This window comes from Tahibacter soli, assembly GCF_025717065.2.
Lineage (GTDB): Bacteria > Pseudomonadota > Gammaproteobacteria > Xanthomonadales > Rhodanobacteraceae > Tahibacter > Tahibacter soli.
In genome coordinates, this window is record NZ_JAOVZO020000023.1 from 373,167 (window position 1) to 389,233 (window position 16,067).

Below are 16,067 nucleotides of genomic sequence, written 5' to 3' on the forward strand. Positions count from 1 at the left end.
AGGAATGCGGAAATTCACTGCGGGACTGATCGACGTCTTTGCCGACGAGCCGTTCGGCGGCAATCCCCTGGCGGTGGTCGAAGATGCCGACGGGCTGTCGGACGCGCAGATGCGACGCATCGCCGGCGAGTTCAATCAGGCCGAAACCACCTTTCTGATGCGCAGCGACCGGGCCGACCGCGCGCTGCGCTCGTTCACCGCCAACGGCTCGGAAGTGTTCGGCGCGGGCCACAATGCCCTGGGCGCCTGGCTGTGGCTCGGCGAGCACGGTTTGCTGGGGCCGCTCGATACGCCACGGACGTTCCGGCAGCAGATCGGCACGGACGTTCTGCCGATCACGCTCGTCAACGCGGACGGAAGGGTTCATGGCCGCATGAAACAGGCACCGTTGCGCCTGTCGCCGCCGCTCGACGCGACCGACGCGCTGGCCGACGCGCTCGGGCTGGCGCGCGCCGACGTCATGCCCTTTCCGGCGCCGCGAGCGGCCGATACCGGGGCGGCGCATCTCATGGTGCGTCTGCGCGATGCCGCTGCCGTCGACAGCGCCGCGCCTTCGGCGACGGCGCTCCTGTCGGTTCTGCGCGCCGCCGGCGCGGAAGGCTGCTACGTCTACGCCTTCGATCCGGACTCGCCGGACACGGCCTACGCGCGATTCTTCAACCCGACGGTCGGATTGTGGGAAGACGCCGCCACCGGCACGGCCGCGGGTCCGCTGTGCGCCTTGCTGGGCGCGGAAGGGCTGCTGAACGCCGAGCGGACGCTCGTCGTCGAGCAGGGCGTGAAGATGGGACGGCGCAGCTGCCTGCACGTGCGGCTGACGCCGGAACCCGAGCTGTCGGGAACCGGCATCGTGGTGTTGCGCGGGATTCTGGCGTTCTGAACGAAGCTCAGGAATTTCAACCGGACGTCGCTTCCCGGCGCAACCACCGGCAGAACGCGTCGACGGCCGGATTCGCGTCGGCGCCGCGCGGGCGGACGATCCAGAAGGCATAGGCATTGGCCACGGCGCGATCGAACGGCCTGACCAGACGGCCGTGGCGCAGATCTTCCTCGACGAGCGGCGCGACGCCCAGCGCGACGCCATGTCCCGCGACGGCCGCTTCCTGGGCGAGATAGATGCTCGCAAAGACCGGACCGCGGGTGGCGTCGACGTCTGCCGCGCCGGCGGCGGCGAGCCACGCCGGCCAGTCCGGTACGCCGGGTCGGCCGGCAGCGCTTTCGTCGTGGAGCAGCGTGTGGTGCCGCAGATCGTCGGGTTGCACGAGCGGCCGCGGTCCGCCGGTCGCGAGCGACGGCGCGCAGACGGGAAACACCGGCGCTTCCATCAGCCGCTCGGCGGTAACGCCGGCGTAGCCGCCGCGACCGTAACGGACCGCCACGTCGACGCCGCCGCGGCCGAAATCGGCGGGCTCGTTGCCGGTCTCGATGCGCGTCTTCAGATCGGGACAGTCGCGATGGAACCGATGCAGCCGGGGCGCGAGCCACTTCGCGGCGAACGATTCCACCGTGCTGACGCGCAGGTTTGCGGCAGCGGGCGCCGTCGCGCGGTCCAGCGCCAGGTCGAGCTGTCCGAACAATTCGCTCAGCGACGCGGCTAGCGCCTCGCCCTCGACCGTCAGTGCGATCGAGCGATGGCCGCGATGGAACAGCTTCACCCCGAGGTAGGCCTCCAGGTGCTTCACCTGATGGCTGACCGCCGCCGGCGTGACAAACAGTTGCCCGGCGGCCGCCTGGAAACTGAGGTGCCGCGCGACCGCTTCGAAGGCGCGCAGGGCGTTGAGCGGGGCGGGGTGGCGCGGCTTCACGGGCGATTCGGGGTCATGGGTGTCCAGGTCCTGGGTACCGGATGGGCGCCTTGAAATCTTGGGTGTCCAGATCTTGCGCTTAGGTGTCCGGATCTCGCAGGCGTCTTGAATTCTTGGGTGTCCAGATCTTGTGCTTGGGTGTCCAGATCTTGTGAATTCTTGGGTGTCCAGATCTTGGATCTCGCAGGCGTCTTGAATTCTTGGGTGTCCAGATCTTGCGGATCCCGGATCCTGGGTGTCCGCATCCTATCAAGTTAGTTTTGCTAATGCGTACGGCAAAACATCTCGTTTGTCGCGACCTCGCGCGTTCGCAACCATGCAGCCTCCAGAACGGCCGGAGATCACCTTGAGATTCGAAGCGCTGCACCCCGACGTGCTGATGTTCGTCGGCGACGACGACGAGTCGGTCGCCACCGCGTTCCTCGACGGCGACGACGCGCTGCTCGTCGATTCGCTCGGCAGCATCGAAGACGCGAACCGGTTGCGCGGCGTCCTGTGCGACGACATGGGCAAGACGGTGCGCGTCGTCGCCGCGACGCACTACATGAGCGACCACATCGCCGGCATGTCGGTGTTCCCCGACGCGCTGACGATCGCGCACCGGCACTATCGCCATGCGTTTCTTTCGCAGAATCGGCGCGTCGACGCGCTGTTTCGCGAACCGCGGGTCGTGTTCGACAGCGCGATGACCCTGCGCTGGGGACGGCATACGCTCTGCCTCGTGCACAATCCCGGCAAGACCATGGACCACGTCAGTGTCGACGTGCCCACGGCCGACCTCGTCTGCGCCGGCGACAACATCGTCGGCAACATCGTCTACCTTTCCAAGGCCGATCCCGCGCTGATGCGCGGCGCGATCGGCCGCATGCGGCAGTTCGGCAGAAGCACCGTCGTCGGCGGTCACATGGGACGTTTCCCCGCCGCCGCGCTCGACAACGCGATCCACTATCTGGACCGGCTGCGCGACGCCGTCGTCGAGATCCGCCGCGAGGCGTCGCCGCAGGAAGCCGACGCCCGCATCGCCGCGATCCGCATCGAAGCGTGCCTCGCGCCACGGGTGGAACCCGTGGCTTTCGAGCGCGTGTGGCACCGGCACAATCTGGACGTCATCGTCGCGCAGTCGACGTTCGCGCTCGATACCGCGCTCATGGCGCAGGCGGGCCGCGCATGAACCTCTCGCGCAGACGATTCCTGCTCGCCAGCGGCAGCCTGTCGATGGCGACGCTGCTGCCGGGCACGCGCACGTTCGCCGCCGCGGACGCGGACGGCTTGCGCATCCGGCGGCTCGCCTGGGCGGGCGTCCGCCTGCAACTGCCGCAGGCGACGCTGTTCGTCGACCCGCTGATCAATCCCGATGCGTGGGGAGCCGCGCTCAAGGACACGCTGATCCCCGTCGACGACGCGTCGGGCGACACCTCGGTTCTCGTAACCCATGCGCATCCCGACCACTACGACGCGAAGGCCGTGGCCGACGCGCTGGCGCGCGGCGGAACGCTGGTGCATCCGGCGGGAACGAACGCATTGACGGCGCCGCCGGGCGCGCGGGTACGACCCGCCGCCTTGTGGGAACCGCACCTGCTCGGTGACTTCACCGCAACCCCGGTGCCCGCCTCGGACGGCTACGGCGATCCGCAGGTGTCGTGGGTCGTGTCGGCGGGTGGCCGTCGCATCTTCCACGGCGGCGATACGCTCTGGCACGGCTACTGGTGGCGCATCGGCCGTCAGTACGGTCCGTTCGACGCGGCATTCCTGCCGGTCAACGGCGCGCGTTTCGGGTGGCGCAAGCCGGTCAGCGGCCAGCCCGGGGTGCTGACGCCCGAGCAGGCGGTGGCGGCCGCGACCATCCTGGGCGCGCGCCGCCTGATTCCGATTCACTACGGCGTAACCGGCTTGGCGGAATACGTCGAGGTCGACGATCCGATCGGCCGGTTGCGCAAGGCGGCGCGCGACACGCCGGTCGACGTCCGGGCGCTGGCGCCCGGAGAGTGGGTCGACTGGGCGACCTGAAGCGACGCCGCGAAAGACCGACGGCGCACCGGCGACGATCGCCGGTGCGCCGTGCCGCACGGCCTACTGCACGTTGATGCGCGCGCGTTCGGCGTTCTCCCACATCGTCGCGAAGTCGTCGGCCGAGCGCTGGAAGTTGCCGCTCTGTTCCGGCGTCATCAACTGCGAGAAGCTCGTGACGAAATCGCCGATCAGGCCGTAGTGCGCGACGCCGTGGGAATCGTAGTTCCACGTCCTGAAGCCGAACGTGTACGGCGACGGGCCGATCTTCGCGCTCGCGCTCGTCGGAGGACCGGGCAGCGGCCACAGGCCGTTGACGTCGGTGCCGAGGCCGATGCCGATGCGGTCCGGATCGATCACTTTGAGTTTCATCGCGTCGAGTACCTTGGCGTACATCTGCTGGAACGACGTCGCCGAACCCGTGTGCCCGAGGCCGATCATGCCGCCGACATCGACGATGCGCTTGTAGACGTCGATCGAGCGGTCGTTCTCGCTCGCTTGCGCGCCCTCGCGCAGACCGTTGTGGCCGGAGTTGACCGGATAGCCGAACGTTTCGGCGAGGTCGAGCACGTCGTCGACGGCGAAGGCCGACATGTGGTCGACGTCGATCAGCATGCCGAACTTCATCATGTCCTTCACCGCGAACTCGCCGAGCGTCGACAGGTCCTTCGCGTTGCGATGACCGACGCCGCTGGCGCACACCGGCGGCGCCGGCGGCTCGTCGAACGGATCGATGCCGAGCTTCACGGCGCGCGCGGCGGCGAGCGCCGCGTCGAAGCCGTTCTTCACGAAGCGGTGCTTGATGTCGGTGCCGGCGCAGACGAGATCCCACCATGTGCCGTTGATGTGGAAATTGGAAAGGTTGAAAAAGTCTTCATACAGCGCCGTGCCGCCGAACTTGTTGTCGATCAGATGGATCGGAAACTGGTAGCGCACGCCCTTGTCCCACAGGCGCTGCAGCTCGGCGTGCACCTTCGTTTCGGACGCCGTGCCCCCGGTCTTCACGATCGTGCCGTCGTCGTGGAAGTTGCCGATGTTGTCGACCTCCATGCCGAGCACCACCGCGAGCTTGCCCGACCGCACGATGTCGCGCAGCTGCGCCGGCGTGTAGGCGATCTGCATGAAGTCGCCGTGGCGCAGCGCCATGTCTTTCATTTCCTGGATCTGCACGTCGGCCGATTTCTTGTCGTCGCCGTTGATGTCGCCCGGGCCCATCACCGCGGCCGCCAGCGTCTCGTTGTTCACGGCCAGCGCGACCATCACCTTGAGGCCGCCTTCGTGCGCGCGGCGGATCCAGTCGATCCACATCGTCTGGTGCGTGATGTCGTTGTACGCCGGCCAGCCGACGAACCAGGGATACCCTCTCGCGCCGTCGGAATGGTGGTGGTGCGCGGCGCCGAGTTCGTTCTCGAGCTCGCCGACGATGATTTCGCGCAGCGAGTCGCCGCAGAGGTTGTCGATGCCGACGCCGCCGTGCGTCGGATTGTCGGTCGACAGCGCGTCGTCGACGACCCACGGCCGGTCGTATTTGACGCAGTCGTTGCCGCTCTTGAACGCCGGCATCAGCGTCTGGATGTCCGGCGCGCCGTGTATCAGCTTGCCGCCGAACGCGAGGTGCGACATCGGATGCGTATGCATGTCGACGAAGCCCGCCAGCGGAAAGCCGGTGCCGGCGGATTCGAACACCCATTCCTGTTCGGGCGGCTGGTCGGTGCGGCGACCGCCGTCGGCCATCGCCGTCGGCGTGCCCGAGGCGGTCGCCCCGCCCAGCGCCGAGAGGAAAGTGCCGACGTGCGAACGCACGGTCCAGCGGGGACCGGCGGCCTCGTATTCGATCGCCCACCGCTGGCGATCGTCGCCCGTGAAGTCCGCGAGCTGCGTGCGCGTGCCGACGGCGGCGCTGCCGCCCTTCACCTCGAGATAGCGGCCGAGTTCGGACTTGATGTAGAACCAGCCGCCGCCGGCCGGCACGACTTCCCAGACTTCGCGCGACATGTTGAGCTTGCCGCGCAGGTTCGTCAGCGTGCCGGCGGCCGACGCGCCGTTGACGGGGTCGATGTAGATGCTGGCAAGGCCGCTCTTGATGAAGTACTTGCCCGGGGCGAACGTAAACGATCCGCCGTTCGCCTGAGCGGCGAGCGGCAGCGATGCGAGCACCGCGAGGGCGAGGCACGCGAGGCGCGGGGCGCGTTGGATTCCCTGTGTTTTCATGTCGTCTTCCTCGATGTTCGTGGATGACGCCGCGGCTTGCGCGGCGGAACGGCAATGGCCGGTTCGAGGGGGAAGTACGACGTTTGCGTTCGCGGTCCGCCAACGACGCGCCGGGAGAAGCGCGATTCGTCGAAACGATTTCTCATGTGCGCTTTGCGGGCGTCGCGACGTTGAGGTTGCAGACGACGCGGAGCGAGGGCACAGCACCCGGCGCTCCGGCCGCAGACATTCCATTTCCGGATGTATACGTTATGACAATGCTGCGCTACAGCGCCGACGCGGCGCTCGAACCTCGCGGGTTCACCCGACTGCTCGATGCATCGCGCTGCGGCGACGAAGAAGCCTGGTCGCAACTGGTGCGGCAGGTCTACGGCGACCTCGTGCGCCTGGCGCATCGGCAGCGATCCGAATACGCCGTGCCGGCGACGCTCGGCACGACAGGACTCGTGCACGAGTGCTATCTGCGGATCGCGGGCGGCGCGCGCGAGCGCATCGAGAACCGCCGGCACTTCTTCAGTCTCGCCAGCCGCGTGATGCGCCAGGTGCTTTGCGACTACGCGCGCACGTCGCTGCGCGTCAAGCGCGGCGGATTGCAGCAGCGCGAGGATCTCGACGCGTGGGACGCCGAAGCGCGCAGCGAAGCGGAGGATCTCGTCTACATCGACGAGCTCCTGACCCAGCTCGAAGCGCAGAACGAAGCCTGGGCGCGCGTCGTCGAGTGCCGCTACTTCGCCGGACTCGGCGACGAGGAAACGGCGGAAACGCTCGGCATCGCGCTGCGCACCGCGCAGCGGCACTGGAGCGACGCGCGCGCGTGGCTCGCCGAGCGCATGCGCTGACATGGCGTTGCGCCTGCTCGAGCCCGGCGGCGCGCTCAAGGGAAGACTGTTCCCGGCGCTGGTCGGCGCCTCCTGCGATACGCCGCTGGCGCCGGGGACGGTCGTCGGCCGGTACCGCGTCACCGGCGAGCTCGGTCGCGGCGGCTGCGGCGTCGTCTATCGCGCGGAGCGCTGCGACGGCGTGTTCGCGCATGCGGTGGCGCTCAAGCTCGGACGCCCGCGCAAGCGCGAGCTCGTGCAGCGCGAGCGCGAGAGCCTGAGCCGGCTCGAGCACCCCGGCATCGCGCGGATCATCGACGGCGGAGAAACCGACGACGGACATTCGTGGCTCGCGATGGAGCTCGTCGACGGCGAGCCGGTCGATCGCTGGTGCGAGCGCACGCGGCCTTCGTGGCGGCGGCGCGCGGAGCTGCTGGTCGACATTTGCTCGGTTGTTCACTATGCGCACGGCAAGCTCGTCGTGCACCGCGACCTCAAGCCCGCCAATATTTTCGTCGACGCGGCCGGCAAGCCGCGGCTGCTCGACTTCGGCGTGGCGCTGCTTCTCGACGCCGAGCGCGATACCGCCGCCGTCGGCATGTCGCCCGGCTACTGCAGCCCCGAGCAATGCGCCGGCGAGTCGACCGACACGGCGACGGACGTCTATTCGCTCGGCGTGATCGCCGCCGAGCTGCTGTCGCCGGACGACCGCCTGGCGCGCGCCAATCTCGCGGCGATCGTGCGCCGCGCGACGTCGACCGATCGCGCGCGGCGCTACGACTCCGTCGCCGCGCTGAGCGCGGATCTCGTGCGGCTGCTCGACTGTCGCCCGGTGCCGGCGCGGCAGTGGTCGCCGCCGGCGCACGCGCTGTTCTTCGCGCGCCGGCGCCGGCTGCCGCTGGTCGTGACGGCGCTGGTCGCGTCGGTGCTGGCGGCCGTGGCCGTCGTGTCGACGCAGCGCATCACGCGCGAACACGATGTCGCGATGCGCGAGGCGCAGACGACGCGCGAGGTCAGCACGTTCCTGATCGAGTTGTTCGAAGGCGCGCGGACCGACGCGGGCACCGGGAATTCGGTGCTGGAAATGCTCGAGCGCGGCCGCCGCCTCGCCGAACAGGACGGCGAGGCCGCACCGGCGACGACCGGCGCGCTGCTGCAGGCGCTCGGCGCCGCGTACGCCAAGCTCGGTCGCCTGGCCGACGCACAGGCGCTCGTGTCCCAAGCCGTGACGCTGCGGCGCCGGTCGGACGCTGCGGGCGGGCTGCGTCTCGCCGAGTCGCTGACCGAACTGTCGCGGCTGCGCTATTTCCTCGGCGACTCGCGCGGTTCGTACGCCGCCGCGGACGAAGCGCAGGCGCTCCTGGCGCGCGACCGGAGCGCCTCGGTGCAGCAGCGCTATCACGCGCTCGTCGGTCTCGCCGACGCGTACGATCGCACCGGCCGCTACGCCGAAGCCGAGCCGGTGGTGAACGAGGCGATGGACGCGGCGATACGCGCGTTCGGCCGGCACAGTCGCGAACACGTGCACGCGATGCGCGTGCGCGCGCATTGGCTCGCCGACCGGCAACAGGAATCCGCCGCGCTCCCCGACGCGCGATTCGTCGTCGAGCGGTTGGCCGCGACGGCCGGCGGCGACGACCCTGCAGTCGTCTTCGAGCAGATTTTCTTCGCTCATCTGCAGGCGGCGAACGGCAACCCGCGCGAGGCGGAGCGGTATTTTCGCGCGCTGTACGCACGCAACGCATCGCTCGCCGGCGACGTCGCCTGGCGCCGGCACGCGGCGCGGTATCACCTCGGATTCGCGCTCGAATACCAGGGCCGCTACGACGAAGCCGCGACGGCGTTCGAGCAGTCGCTCGACGACGTGCCGGCCGTCGAAGGCCACGCGTTCGGCCCGCACCGCGCGGCCGATTCGGTCCATCTCGCCGACCTGTACCGGCGGCAGGGAGACGCGGTGCGCGCCGAAGCGCTGCTGCGGCGGGCCATGGACGTGGTGACGAAAACGTTCCCCGCGGACGGACCCGTCGTCGTCGGCGCCCAAACGCTGCTCGCGCAGTTGCTGACGCAGCGCGGCGACCTCGACGAGGCGCAGTCGCTGCTGCAGCGTACCGTGCCGGCGTCGGTGCGGATTTTCGGCGACGCGAGCTATGCGGCGGCACGCGCGCATGCGGCGCTCGGCGAAGTGCGCCGGCGGCGAGGGGACGCCCACGGCGCGCTAGCGGCGTTCGCGGCGGCGCGCCGGATGACGGCCAGCGGATCGTATTTCGAGCAGGCCGAACTCCTCGCCGACGTCGCGTGGTCGCAGGCGCAGCTCGCGGCGGCGCAGGGCGACATCGGCCGGGCCGTGGAGATCCAGGCGGCGAGCGTCGAGGCGACCGCCGGCGCCGTCGGCGCGGACCACCCGCTGGCCGCTGCGGCCGGACTGCGGCTCGCCGTGCTGCGCGATCTTGCGGCCCTGGTCGCGACGAAGCCGACGCTGCTGCGCTGATGTGAACAAGGCAACAAGTGCCGGCGGCACGGCTTGCATTGCCGGACGATCGTGCGAATATCGGTCGCGGCCGGCGCGCATCGCGTCGCTCGCGAAGAGGGAGATCACCGTGGACAATCCGACCGGCACTCGCGCCGTCGACGCCGCGCGGCTCGCGTTCTGGTGGCGCTGGCTGTTCGGCGTCACGGTACTGACGATCGCCTTCGGCGCGTTCCTGATGCTCGCGACCGACTGGACGCGCCAGGGCTTTTCGCTGCTGTTCTACGGCGTCCCCGGCCAGTTCGACGCGTTCGGTCCGGATGCCGCGCGCTACGTGAACTTCATCCACGCGGCGCTGGGTGCCGCGATCGCCGGCTGGGGCGTCATCCTGATGCTCGTCACGCTGTGGCTGTTCCGCCGCGGCAAGCGCGAAGGGTGGATCGCGATCGCCGCGTCGCTCATCGTGTGGTTCGTACCCGACGTCGCCGTGTCGCTGTGGTTCGGGTTCTGGCAGAACGTCGCGCTCGACGGCGTGTTCGCGTTTCTGTACGCCGCGCCGCTCGTCGCGATGCGCGAGTTGCGGCGGGCGTAGCCGGGCGCGATCGGCCGACCGCGATTCCCTCGAACGTGTCGGCGAACGCCGTGCCGTGCCGCAGGCCGGCGATGGTCTGCATGCGGCGGCGGCGACGATGTCGCCGTCGGCGGTCGTCGCCACCTTCCGGCTCGGGTCGCGGTCGCCGCCGCTCCGGCGCCAGGACCGTGGCGAAGCGAACTCTGCTGCTGGGCCGATCGTCCGCCGCGGCGGACGGCGGCGGGTTGCGGCCGGCGCGTGCCCGGGCCGCGGTCGCGCAGGATTTGTCCACAGCGGCTCATTCATTCGCTATGAAATTTTTTGATCACTCAATAAATTCTTTTGTTGCAAAAATGTATTGAAAAGTATTTGGGAATATTTCGTATTGTCCCAATCGGGCGTATCGTGCGCGGGCCGATCACCCACGGGAGAATCTCCATGCAGGCCGGATCGCAGTCGCAGTGGTTGCGCACGTTGCTCGTCGCCGGATGTCTCGGCGTCTGCGGTGCGTTGTTTGCAGGGCCGGCGCGCGCCGGCGGCGAGGAGCCGATCGCGTATATCGGCCATGGCGGGTTTTTCGAGGCGAGCGGCCGGCAGGTCATGCCGACGCAGGCGTTCGTCGCCGACGCGCAGGCGTGGTATCGCGCCGATCTGTCGTCGCGCCTGAACGAGCGCAAGTCGTTCGAGTTCGCGCAGTTCGAACGCGAACTGTTCGACGGCGTGCCGACGCATGGCCAGACGCGCCTCGTGTTCGAGCAACGCGCGCTCGAATGGCTGTACGTCAATTCCACGCGGCAGAAAAACGACGATCGCACGCTCGGCAAGCTGCGCGCGCTCGACTACGCGCTGACGTTCGAGATGCGCGAAAGCCCCGAGTCGAAGGATGTCGCGCAGGGCGTGCCTTTCGTGCTCGTACCGCCGCTCGCCAAGAAGCTCGCTGCGGTGCGCGCGCAGCAGGCGCAGGGCGACGGGGGCGTCAAGACCGCGACGGTCAACTCGGGCGTCAACTACACCAACGAATGCATCGCCGCCGGCGTGCCGATCCCGCCGTCGATCGGCGTGATGGACCCGGCAGGCCTCGCGGGCTGGAAGTCGCAGGGCTTCATTCCGCAGGCGCTGCAATTCATCGTCAACACACCGGCCGAACTGCGCACGTACCGCAGCATGTCGCCGCTCGGCATGTGCTACGCGCTGCCGCGCTATTCCAACAATCTGATGACGACCGTCGCGCTCGACGGCGTGATCTGCATCAGCGAGGTGACGTCGAAGGTGTGCATCTGGGACAACCAGATGTCCGGCACGACGTTCTCGTTCGCGGCCGGCGCGCAGATACCGATCGGCGCACCGAACCTGATGGTCGATCCGCTCGGCCGCTACCAGGCCGGCGGCAACGAACTGCTCGGCGGCCAGGGCGGCGTCTGCACCGACTGCCATGCCGGCGAGAATCCGTACATCACGCATCCGAAGGCGAACCTCGGCGCGTACCTGTGGGAGAACCTGTGGCAGGTGCAGAACCTGCCGACGTTCGCGCCGAACCGCTACGATCCGCTCGTGCCGGCGGCCTGGCCGCAGAACCAGTTCTCGCAGACGTTCGCGACGGTGCCGGCCGTGTGCAGCGGCTGCCACGTCAAGTTCAGCGCGGGCCGCTTCCCGCACCTGTCGAACCAGCTGCCGGGCTATTGCGGCACGATCCTGCCGGGCGGATACAACACGACGATGCCGCCGGGCGTGCCGGGTACGCAGGTTCCCGCCGCATCCGCTTTCCGCAACGCGTACTGCTTCGCGCCGCCGAACAACACGACGGCCGACGCGGGCGACCCGCACATCACGACGACGAACGGCGTCAGCTACGACTTCCAGGCCGCCGGCGAATTCGTCGTGCTGACCAACGACGACACCGGCTTCGAAGTGCAGAGCCGCCAGTCGCCGGTGCAGACGACGTTCACGCCGCCGCCGAATCCGTACACGGGCCTTGCGAGCTGCGTCGCGCTGAACACCGCGGTCGCCGCGCGCGTCAACGAGCATCGGGTGACGTATCAGCCGATCCGCACGTCCTCGAACAAGGAAGAAATGCAGATGCGCATCGACGGTCGCGTGACGGCGCTCACCGCGACGCCGATTCCGCTCGGCGGCGGCGCGTACGTCGCGCTCGCCGCGGCCGGCGGCGGCATGCACATCGTGTTCTCCGACGGCAGCGACCTCGTCGCGACGCCGCGCTTCTGGACGTCGCAGGGCTACTGGTACATCGACATCGACATCACGAACACGCCGGCGCGTGAAGGCATCGCGGGTCACGTGCTCGCCGGCGACTGGCTGCCGCGCGCGCCCGACGGTTCGTCGTTCGGACCGATCCCGGGACCGCTCGCGACGCGTCACGTCGTGCTCAACCAGACGTTCGCCGACGCGTGGCGCGTCACGTCGTCGACGAGCCTGTTCGACTACGCGGCCGGCACGTCGACCGCGAACTTCACCGACCGCAACTGGCCTTCGCCGCCGGGACAGCCGTGCCGCAGCACGATGCCGCCGGTGCGCGAACCGCTGACGCGGATGCAGCCGGCGCTCGCGCAGCAGGTGTGCGCGGTCGTCGATCATGAGGTCAAGCGGGCGCACTGCGTGTTCGACGTCACCGTGACCGGCGACGCGGAATTCGTGCGCGGCTATCTGCCGGCGGCGACCGGCGGCGGTGGTGCCGCGGGCGGCCCGGCGAAGGAAAAATAGTCGCGGGAAGATCGAGCGCCGGCCGGCCACCGCCGGTCGGCGCTCGCGCCTCAGAACTGGCCGCGCAGACTCAGCGTGTAGTTCGCCGGCGTGCCGTAATACGTGTTGTCGTACTGGTCGAGCACGAAGTAGTTCTTGTCGAGCGCGTTGTCGGCGTTGAACTGCACCGACCACACCGGCGAGAGCGCGTAGCGCGCCATCAGTTGCAGGCGTGCGAAACCGCCCTGGCCGAGGATCGTGCCGCCGTCCGGCGAGCTGACGAAGGTTGCGCTGCGGCCCTGCCAGTCGATGCCGCCGCCGAGCGTGAGACCGTCCGCCCACTGCTTCGGCGTCCACGTCACGAAGCCGCGCACGAGCGTGCCCGGGATGAACGTGCGCACCGGCCGTCCTTCGCCGTCGTGCATGACGTAGCGCGACCAGCCGAGCGAACCCTGCCAGTTTTCGCTGAAGCGTCCGCTGATTTCGGCTTCGAAGCCGCGCGTGCGCGTGCCGTCGATCGGCGCCGACGCCTGCGTGCCGTCCGGCAGCAGCACCGGTTCGCCGGTTTCCGGATCGAACACCGGTGCGGCGACGTTGTCTTGGCGCGTTTCAAAGACGGTCAGCGACGTGTTGAGACGGCCGTCCCGATGTTCGCCCTTGATGCCGATCTCGGCGCTGCGGCCGTCCATCGGGTCGAGGAAGCGCCCGGAGAGATCGCGGCCGTTCTGCGGCTTGAAGATGCCGGTGAAGCTCGCGAACAGCGAAAACTCGCGGCTCACGTCGTAGACGAGGCCGGTGTACGGAATCGTCTCGTCGTAGTCGTAGTGCGAGGTGACCGTCGCGTCGTAGAGGTAGAACGAATCGATCTCCCAGCGCGCGCGGCGCGCGCCGACGATCCACTTGAGCGGGTCGGCGAGCGAGAAGCGCGCGGCGGCGTACAGGCCGTCCTGGTCGGTGTCGATGTCGGTGAGCGGCGTCGCCGGGCCGAATACGGGTCGCGGATACGAGCCGTCCCAGTGGAAGAAATTGCCGGTGCCGGCGAGATCGCCAATGGCCATTTCAGTGCCGGTATTCGCCGAGCGCGAGGCCGAAAAACCCGCGACGAGTTCGTGCTCGCGGCCGAACAGCGAGAACGGGCCGGACGCGTAAAGATCGACCGAGCGATCGATGATCCTGGCCCTGTTGCGATACGCGTACGGCTCGAGACCTTCCCCGGTGACCGGATCGGGAAAGCCCGACACGTAGAACAGCGCGACGTCTTCTTCGTAGCGGCGCCAGTTCGCCGTCGCCTGCAAACGCCAGTCGTTGGCGAAGCCGTGGCGCAGTTCGGCGAACGCGCTGTCCGTGCGGCGGTTCCAGAAGCTCCAGTCGGTGGCGGTGGTCACCGAGCGGTTCCAGCCGGCCCATCGTCCGTCGGCGAGGAACAGCGGGAACGAGCCCCAGGTGTTGCCGGTCGGCTTGTTGTTCTGGTGGTCGATGCCGAACGACAGGCGCGTCGATTCGCCGAGATCGGCGTCGACGATGCCGTACAGGACACTCGTATCCTTGTGGTAAAGCGCCTGGAACGAATCGCGCTCCTCGTACACGGCGACGCCGCGCGCGCGGATCGACGCGTCGGCGTTGAGCGGCACGCTGCCGTCGATCTGCGTGCGGTAGTCGCTCCACGAACCTGCCGAAAGGTCGATCGCCAGCGTCGGCGTGCGGCTGTCGGCGTGCTTGCGCACGAGGTTGATCGACGCCGCGGGATTGCCGGCGCCGCTCATGAGGCCGGTGGCGCCGCGTACGACTTCGATGCGGTCGTATATCGCGGGATCGATGGTTTCGTCGACCGAACCGGTATTGAAGTTCGGCAGGGCGGGCACGCCGTCGAACAGCAGCGTGTCGACGAGGAAGCCGCGCGCGTAGAACAGCACGCGCTCGGTGTCGTAGGCGTCGGAATAGACGCCCGGCGTGTTGTCGAGCACGTCGCGCAGCGATGTGAGGTTCTGGTCCTCGATGCGCTCGCGCGTGATCACGGTGATCGACTGCGGCGTTTCGCGCGGCGACAGGTTGAGTTTCGTCGCGGCGCTGGTGCTGTCGACGGTATAGGTGTCTTCTTTGGCGATGGTCAGCACTTCGTCGAGTTTCACGGTGTCGCGACCGTCGGGCGTTTCGGCCGCGGTCGCGGCGCAGGGCGCCGAAAGCAGTACCGCAACGGCGAAGGCGAGGCGGCGAGGGCGAGGCAGGGCGAAGTGGGTCATCGGAAATCGTGACGATGTGGCGAAGCGGGCGATGTTAAAAAGGCGGCAGCGATTTGTAAATGCGAATCGTTCTTGTATGCAATTTCGATGAGAGCGATTCGGCCGGAGGGCGGAGGCGAAGGCGCGCGAGGCTGAGCGGAGGGGCGCCTGACGGGTGGTGGCGCTGTGCAGCGCCCATCGGGCGCGTCGTCCTTTCGCTCGTCATCCCGGCGCACGCTGAGATTCATTTTGACGTTGTTGTCGTCGTTGACGATCGCTTCGTCGCACTTGCCTCGCGTTGAACAAAGCATTTCGCCCGCCTGCCGGCGGGCGAGTCACTTTCTTCGACTGGCCGAAGAAAGTAACCAAAGAAGGCCACCCCAACAGCCGCGCCCCTCCGGGCATCCTGCCCTGCGGGGACCGCAAGCGCCCGGCGGGGTCCGCCGATGGTCCATCCTGGACCGCGGCGGACGACGCACGTCCGTGTGCGTCCCCTGCGGGCCTGATCACCGGGCACTTGCTCGCGGCAGATGGGGCCCCGGGTGAAGCGGGCGGCTTCCTGCCGCCAGAAGCAACGGCAACTGCAAATGCAACGGCAACGGCAACGGCAACGGCAACGGCCGGAGCGCGGCGTTTCTACAAAGCCGTCATACCGGCGCAGGCCGGTATCCAGCTTTTCGATATCCGAGAAAACCGGATCTAGAAGCTGGATACCAGCCTTCGCTGGTATGACGAGCAAAGAAACGGCGAAGCGAAAGCTGGAATGACGAGCCAAGAAATTGCCGCGCTTGGGCTGTCGCTTCTGGCGGCAGGAAGCCGCCTGCTTCACCCGGGGCCCCGTCGGCCGCGGCGAGATTGCGGAGGATCAGCCCGCGCAGCGGGTGCGCGCAGGGATGCGCGCAGTTCGTTGACGGGCCATGGATGGCCCATCAACGAACCCCGGAGCGATCTCGCGGAGTTTGCGGGCACGGATGCCCGCAAACCGCGGCCGTCGGGGTGCCCTTGGAGGGTGCAGGGAGGGGTTGGGCAAGCAACCTCTCCTTGCCCGCTCGCGGCAGCGAGCGGAACGCTTTGTTCAACGCCAGGCAAAAACTACAAAGCGACAATCAAGAGCTGGATCCCGGCATTCGCTGGATAACGAGCGGGACGCACGCCAGCGAGCGAAACCCCTTGTTCAACGCTCAAGCGTCAACGACAAAACAAAAACATCAAAAGCCGGAACGCCGAGCGGACTCGCAACAGCGGAAGAAACGCTCCGTTCAACCGAAATAA

The 16,067-nt window shown here is 68.3% G+C and carries 10 protein-coding genes; 7 read left to right on the forward strand and 3 right to left on the reverse strand.

Translation table 11 applies throughout. The annotated features are described in order from the left end of the window. Positions 1-4: 4 nt before the first annotated feature. Positions 5-880 carry a PhzF family phenazine biosynthesis protein gene (locus tag OD750_RS26860; protein WP_263542550.1) on the forward strand — a complete coding sequence of 292 codons (876 nt, stop codon included), beginning with the start codon at positions 5-7 and terminating at the stop codon, positions 878-880. A gap of 16 nt (positions 881-896) precedes the next feature. Here the strand turns inward: OD750_RS26860 and gcvA are convergent, their stop codons facing one another. Then, a complete protein-coding gene (gcvA, locus tag OD750_RS26865) occupies positions 897-1,805 on the reverse strand; it encodes a transcriptional regulator GcvA (protein WP_263542549.1) in 909 nt (302 codons plus the stop codon). A 346-nt stretch (positions 1,806-2,151) separates the two neighbouring features. On the opposite strand from gcvA, the gene OD750_RS26870 reads away from it, so the two are divergent. Together OD750_RS26870 and OD750_RS26875 are read left to right on the forward strand one after the other, a co-directional pair. Next, a complete protein-coding gene (locus OD750_RS26870; protein ID WP_263542548.1) occupies positions 2,152-2,976 on the forward strand; it encodes an MBL fold metallo-hydrolase in 825 nt (274 codons plus the stop codon). Then, positions 2,973-3,812: an MBL fold metallo-hydrolase gene (locus tag OD750_RS26875; protein WP_263542547.1), complete on the forward strand. Its 840-nt coding sequence runs from the start codon at positions 2,973-2,975 to the stop codon at positions 3,810-3,812. The genes OD750_RS26870 and OD750_RS26875 overlap by 4 nt, the downstream gene beginning before the upstream one ends. 63 nt (positions 3,813-3,875) lie before the next feature. Here the strand turns inward: OD750_RS26875 and OD750_RS26880 are convergent, their stop codons facing one another. Beyond that, a complete protein-coding gene (locus OD750_RS26880; protein ID WP_263542546.1) occupies positions 3,876-6,023 on the reverse strand; it encodes a membrane dipeptidase in 2,148 nt (715 codons plus the stop codon). A gap of 257 nt (positions 6,024-6,280) precedes the next feature. Between OD750_RS26880 and OD750_RS26885 the strand changes: the two genes are divergently transcribed. From OD750_RS26885 to OD750_RS26900, 4 genes are all read left to right on the forward strand, one after another. Beyond that, positions 6,281-6,862 carry an ECF-type sigma factor gene (locus tag OD750_RS26885; protein WP_263542545.1) on the forward strand — a complete coding sequence of 194 codons (582 nt, stop codon included), beginning with the start codon at positions 6,281-6,283 and terminating at the stop codon, positions 6,860-6,862. 1 nt (position 6,863) lies between these two features. After that, positions 6,864-9,329, forward strand: coding sequence for a serine/threonine-protein kinase (locus OD750_RS26890; protein ID WP_263542544.1), 2,466 nt, complete (start codon positions 6,864-6,866; stop codon positions 9,327-9,329). Between the two features lie 109 nt (positions 9,330-9,438). Beyond that, on the forward strand, positions 9,439-9,900 hold the full coding sequence (locus tag OD750_RS26895; protein ID WP_263542543.1) for a hypothetical protein: 462 nt from the start codon (positions 9,439-9,441) through the stop codon (positions 9,898-9,900). Positions 9,901-10,317: 417 nt separating this feature from the next. After that, positions 10,318-12,597: a hypothetical protein gene (locus OD750_RS26900; RefSeq protein WP_263542542.1), complete on the forward strand. Its 2,280-nt coding sequence runs from the start codon at positions 10,318-10,320 to the stop codon at positions 12,595-12,597. Between the two features lie 50 nt (positions 12,598-12,647). On the opposite strand, the gene OD750_RS26905 is transcribed toward OD750_RS26900, so the two are convergent. Then, complete coding sequence (locus OD750_RS26905) at positions 12,648-14,816, reverse strand: TonB-dependent siderophore receptor (RefSeq protein ID WP_263542541.1); 2,169 nt, start codon at positions 14,814-14,816, stop codon at positions 12,648-12,650. Positions 14,817-16,067 lie beyond the last annotated feature (1,251 nt).

Coding starts and splice junctions, on each gene's coding strand:
- OD750_RS26860 (WP_263542550.1), top strand. CDS start 5: ATGCGGAAATTCACTGCGGGACTGATCGACGTCTTTGCCGACGAGCCG.
- OD750_RS26875 (WP_263542547.1), top strand. CDS start 2,973: ATGAACCTCTCGCGCAGACGATTCCTGCTCGCCAGCGGCAGCCTGTCG.
- OD750_RS26880 (WP_263542546.1), bottom strand. CDS start 6,023: ATGAAAACACAGGGAATCCAACGCGCCCCGCGCCTCGCGTGCCTCGCC.
- OD750_RS26885 (WP_263542545.1), top strand. CDS start 6,281: ATGCTGCGCTACAGCGCCGACGCGGCGCTCGAACCTCGCGGGTTCACC.
- OD750_RS26890 (WP_263542544.1), top strand. CDS start 6,864: ATGGCGTTGCGCCTGCTCGAGCCCGGCGGCGCGCTCAAGGGAAGACTG.
- OD750_RS26900 (WP_263542542.1), top strand. CDS start 10,318: ATGCAGGCCGGATCGCAGTCGCAGTGGTTGCGCACGTTGCTCGTCGCC.
- OD750_RS26905 (WP_263542541.1), bottom strand. CDS start 14,816: ATGACCCACTTCGCCCTGCCTCGCCCTCGCCGCCTCGCCTTCGCCGTT.